Annotated in this window: 3 protein-coding genes and 1 pseudogene; 2 read left to right on the top strand and 2 right to left on the bottom strand. The window is 58.1% G+C overall.

From position 1 onward, the window contains the following. Positions 1–2,034: pseudogene (locus tag B2P82_RS02765) on the top strand (DNA-directed RNA polymerase subunit beta'); the annotation flags it as partial. Between the two features lie 48 nt (positions 2,035–2,082). On the opposite strand, the gene B2P82_RS02760 reads toward B2P82_RS02765, so the two are convergent. Together B2P82_RS02760 and B2P82_RS02755 are read right to left on the bottom strand one after the other, a co-directional pair. Next, a complete protein-coding gene (locus tag B2P82_RS02760; RefSeq protein ID WP_290494989.1) occupies positions 2,083–2,580 on the bottom strand; it encodes a glycosyltransferase in 498 nt (165 codons plus the stop codon). Beyond that, positions 2,504–3,304, bottom strand: a complete 801-nt coding sequence (locus B2P82_RS02755) for a glycosyltransferase (protein ID WP_290494987.1) — start codon at positions 3,302–3,304, stop codon at positions 2,504–2,506. Before B2P82_RS02755 ends, B2P82_RS02760 begins: the two co-directional genes overlap by 77 nt. A 471-nt stretch (positions 3,305–3,775) precedes the next feature. Between B2P82_RS02755 and rpsL the strand changes: the two genes are divergently transcribed. Then, the coding region (gene rpsL, locus B2P82_RS02750) for a 30S ribosomal protein S12 (RefSeq protein WP_290494985.1) at positions 3,776–4,130 on the top strand (355 nt) is incomplete at its 3' end.

Raw genomic sequence — 4,130 nt, 5'->3', positions numbered from 1 at the left:
GCCATGCGCGGCCTGATGGCGAAACCGTCCGGCGAGATCATCGAAACGCCGATCACGTCGAACTTCAAGGAAGGCCTGACCGTGCTCGAGTACTTCAACTCGACCCACGGCGCGCGGAAAGGTTTGGCGGATACAGCGCTAAAAACGGCGAACTCAGGCTATCTGACGCGCCGTCTCGTCGATGTTGCGCAGGACTGCATCGTGCGCGAGCCGGACTGCGGCACGGAAAACGGCATCACCATGGAAGCGGTTGTCCGTTCCGGTGAAATCGTCGTTCCGCTTTCGCAGATCATTCTTGGCCGCACGCTGCTTGAGGATGTGAAGCATCCTGAAACCGGCGAAACGCTCGGCAAGGCGAATGACGAAGTCGACGAAGCGCAAGCGGAAGAAATCGAGGGCTCGGGGATTCAAAAACTCCGCGTGCGTTCAGTGCTCACCTGCGACAGCAAAGTCGGCGTTTGCGCCAAGTGCTATGGACGCGACCTTGCGCGCGGTTGTCCGGTCAATATCGGTGAATCTGTCGGCGTTATCGCTGCGCAGTCTATCGGCGAGCCGGGCACACAGCTTACCATGCGTACGTTCCACGTTGGCGGCACGGCGCAGGTTGGCGATACATCGTTTATCGAAGCGAGCCACGAAGGCGTCATCAAGCTTGAGGGCGGCAATGTTATCAAAAACTCTGATGGCGATCTCGTCGTCATGGGCCGCAACACGCTTGTGAAAATCGTCGACAATGACGGCAAGGAACATGCGTCCTACAAGGTTTCCTACGGCGCCAAGCTGCGCGCCGGAGACGGAACCAAAGTAACACGCGGTCAGCGGCTTGCTGACTGGGATCCGTACACCATGCCGATCCTGACCGAGGTAGCCGGTAAAATCAGATACGAAGACTTGCAAGAAGGCTTCTCCATGCAGGTCGTCGCCGACGAAGCGACGGGTATCGCGAGCCGTGTCGTCACCGACTGGCGCGCCAACCCGCGTGCAGCCGACATGAAGCCGGCGATCGTGATTGCAAGCGCAAGCGGCGATCCCGAAAAACTCTCAAGCGGCGGCGAAGCGCGTTACATGCTTCCTGTAGACGCCATTCTTTCCGTTGAAGACGGCGAAGACATCCGTCCGGGCGACGTGCTTGCCCGTATCCCGACGGAAGGCGCCAAGACCCGTGACATTACCGGCGGTCTGCCGCGTGTTGCGGAACTCTTCGAAGCGCGACGTCCGAAAGATCACGCGATCATCGCCAATGTCGACGGCAAGGTTGAGTTCGGCCGCGACTACAAGAACAAGCGCCGTATCAAGATCATCCCGACGGATGAAAGCCTTGAGCCTTCCGATTATCTCGTCCCGAAAGGTCGCCACATTGCGGTTCAGGACGGCGATTTCATCGCCAAGGGCGAGTACCTGATGGACGGTAATCCGGCGCCGCACGACATTCTGGCGATTATGGGGATCGAGGCGCTCGCCGACTTCCTCATTGATGAGATCCAGGAAGTCTACCGCCTGCAGGGCGTGCCGATTAACGACAAGCACATCGAGGTGATCGTTCGCCAGATGCTGCAGAAAGTCGAAGTTACCGATCCCGGCGAGTCGCTGTTCCTGAAGGAAGAGCAGATCGACAAGCTTGAGTTCGAGGAAACCAACGCCAAGCTCGAAGATCAGGGCAAGCGCCCGGCCACGGCCGTGCCGGTCCTACTCGGTATCACCAAGGCCTCGCTGCAGACACGCTCGTTCATTTCGGCGGCGTCGTTCCAGGAGACTACCCGCGTCCTCACCGACGCAGCGGTCAACGGCAAGGTCGATACGCTCGAGGGCCTCAAGGAAAATGTCATTGTCGGCCGGCTTATTCCGGCAGGCACCGGCGGCGCCATGTCCAAGCATCAGGTCGAGGCCGAACGCCGCGACCAGATTCTTCTCGACGAACGCGCTAAGCGTGCGGAAGTTTCAAACGCGCCGGCCCTTGAAGGACCCGCTCCAGAAGAAACCGCCGAAGAGGCGGCTTCGGAAGAAGAGCCTGTCAGCCAGGATGCTGCGGAATAATTCAGTAAGCTGATAGAATAACAAACGGCGGCCTAATAGCCGCCGTTTTTATTTGACCGGCTGGTTCAACAGTTCCTTCAAAACATGTGTAAGCCCGTAGCGGCGATCGAGAAACGGTCTTGAGACCTCCGGACATTTCTCGATCATCGATTCATACCACGCAGGCGCATCGATGAGTTTCAAAATTTCCTTAACGTAAGAGTCCGGGTTGTTGGTCTCACAGGCGACGGCGGCGCGCTGCAAAATTTCGAGGGCCGGTACGACAGGATTGGAGATGAGCGGNNAGCCGGCGAGGGCGGCTTCAGCCGCGGTCATGGCGAGCCCTTCAACGAAGGTGCTTCGGGTCGGAACGATCGAAGCATGAGATTCCGCATAAACGTCAACAAGGTCGTCGAGGGAGGTCCAGCCGTTGGCGATGACAACCTTGTCGAGTCCCGATGCGGAAATGCGGCGCTTTACTTCCTCAAGTTCAGAACCGGTTCCGCATACGATNNATCCAGCGTACGCGGCCGGGCGCGCGCGCTTCGATTTGCCGAGCCATCTCAACGATATCGAGAACGCCTTTCGCCTCAGTAACCCGGCCTATGAACATGATCTGGAACGGGCGCCGGTCGTGAGACGGGGCGGGGGGAATTCTGTCAAAAAACTCTTTGGCGAACTGCGCCCTGATCTGAACCAGGGGCCGGCAGGCGGGCCCGGCAAGCTCTACAACCTGACGCTCGCATATAGGCGAGACGCAAAGCGTCGCCAGCGGACCCCGCCGCCAGAAATACCGGTCAAGCCAGTGAACCATGCGGGCCGAAAGTCCTGTCGGTCTGAAGCCTTCGGGCCAAAGAGCGTTGTGAAGTACTGAAATGACCGGGATTCCCGCCCAGACGAACAGCATTTGCCAGAAATAATGCGTGCAACCGGAATCAAGGATCGCCACATCGGCCTTGAACCGCCGGGCCCGGCGAAGCAGCTGCAGGCCGTAGGCAAGTTCTCGAAGATGAAAAGCGGTGCCTCGCGCCCCTGGCCAGGGTTTCGGCAAGTGCTCGATAACGAAATCGCCGTCTTCGAGATAATCCTTGCGGTCGTGATAGCAGATAAGATGCAGTTTGGCCCCGACGTCCTTGGCGTACTGCTCGATCTGACTGGAAAAAGTAATCGAGACTTCGGTCGGGTCATGTACCCCTGAGCGCCAGGATTTGTGCGCGCCAACCGCATCTCCCGGCCCTGCGACATAAAAAACCCGTTTCGGCTCAATCGGCTGGTCTGAAGGCTGCGGCACGGGGAATCCCTGAAAATCGCCCGTTCCTTAGCCGCGTCCGCGCGTGATTCCTAGTTAATCGCGGATTTTCCGCCAATTCACGTCAAGGAGGGATCATGGAACGCTTTTGAAAGGCATAATCGATCAAGGGCGAATTCTTTGAGGGCGGAATATGGCGCACGGTATGCGTAATTCATCGCTAGACTTTCAGCGTAGAAAAAACAGCAAAAACCGCCCGGAAATTGTTGAAATCATATTGACCCGGGGGATAGGCGTCGGTATGTCTCGCGCCGCTGAATGGCTGGCCGTCAGCTCTTTCCCCTCGGGGAAGACCCTGAAACGCAGCCGCTTTTAGCTGAAGACAGTTCTAGGTTTTCGAGCGGCGTTCCGCTGATGCGGGCACCGCTTGTTTGCGTCATGGCTTTTTAGGGCCGATGGCGCGCGAAGTTTTAGGGTTGGCGCCCGCGTCTAGCGAAGCCGGAGAATAGGTGAATGCCGACAATACAACAGCTTATCCGCAAGCCGCGGAAACCGAAGCGCGCTATCAACAAAGTGCCGGCTTTGGAAGGCAACCCGCAAAAGCGGGGCGTGTGCACGCGGGTTTATACAACGACGCCGAAGAAGCCGAACTCGGCGCTGCGGAAAGTCGCGAAGATTCGTCTGACCAATGGCTATGAAGTCATCGGCTACATTCCGGGCGAGGGCCACAATTTGCAGGAACACTCTGTTGTTCTAATCCGCGGCGGCCGCGTGAAAGACCTGCCAGGCGTTCGTTATCACATTATCCGCGGCGTGCTCGACACGCAGGGCGTCAAAGACCGCAAGCAGCGCCGTTCGAAATACGGCG

The sequence above is a fragment of the Hyphomonas sp. UBA4494 genome (assembly GCF_002388935.1).
Lineage (GTDB): Bacteria > Pseudomonadota > Alphaproteobacteria > Caulobacterales > Hyphomonadaceae > Hyphomonas.
Note: the sequence above shows the minus strand (reverse complement) of the source record. Positions and strands in the feature narration are given on the sequence as shown.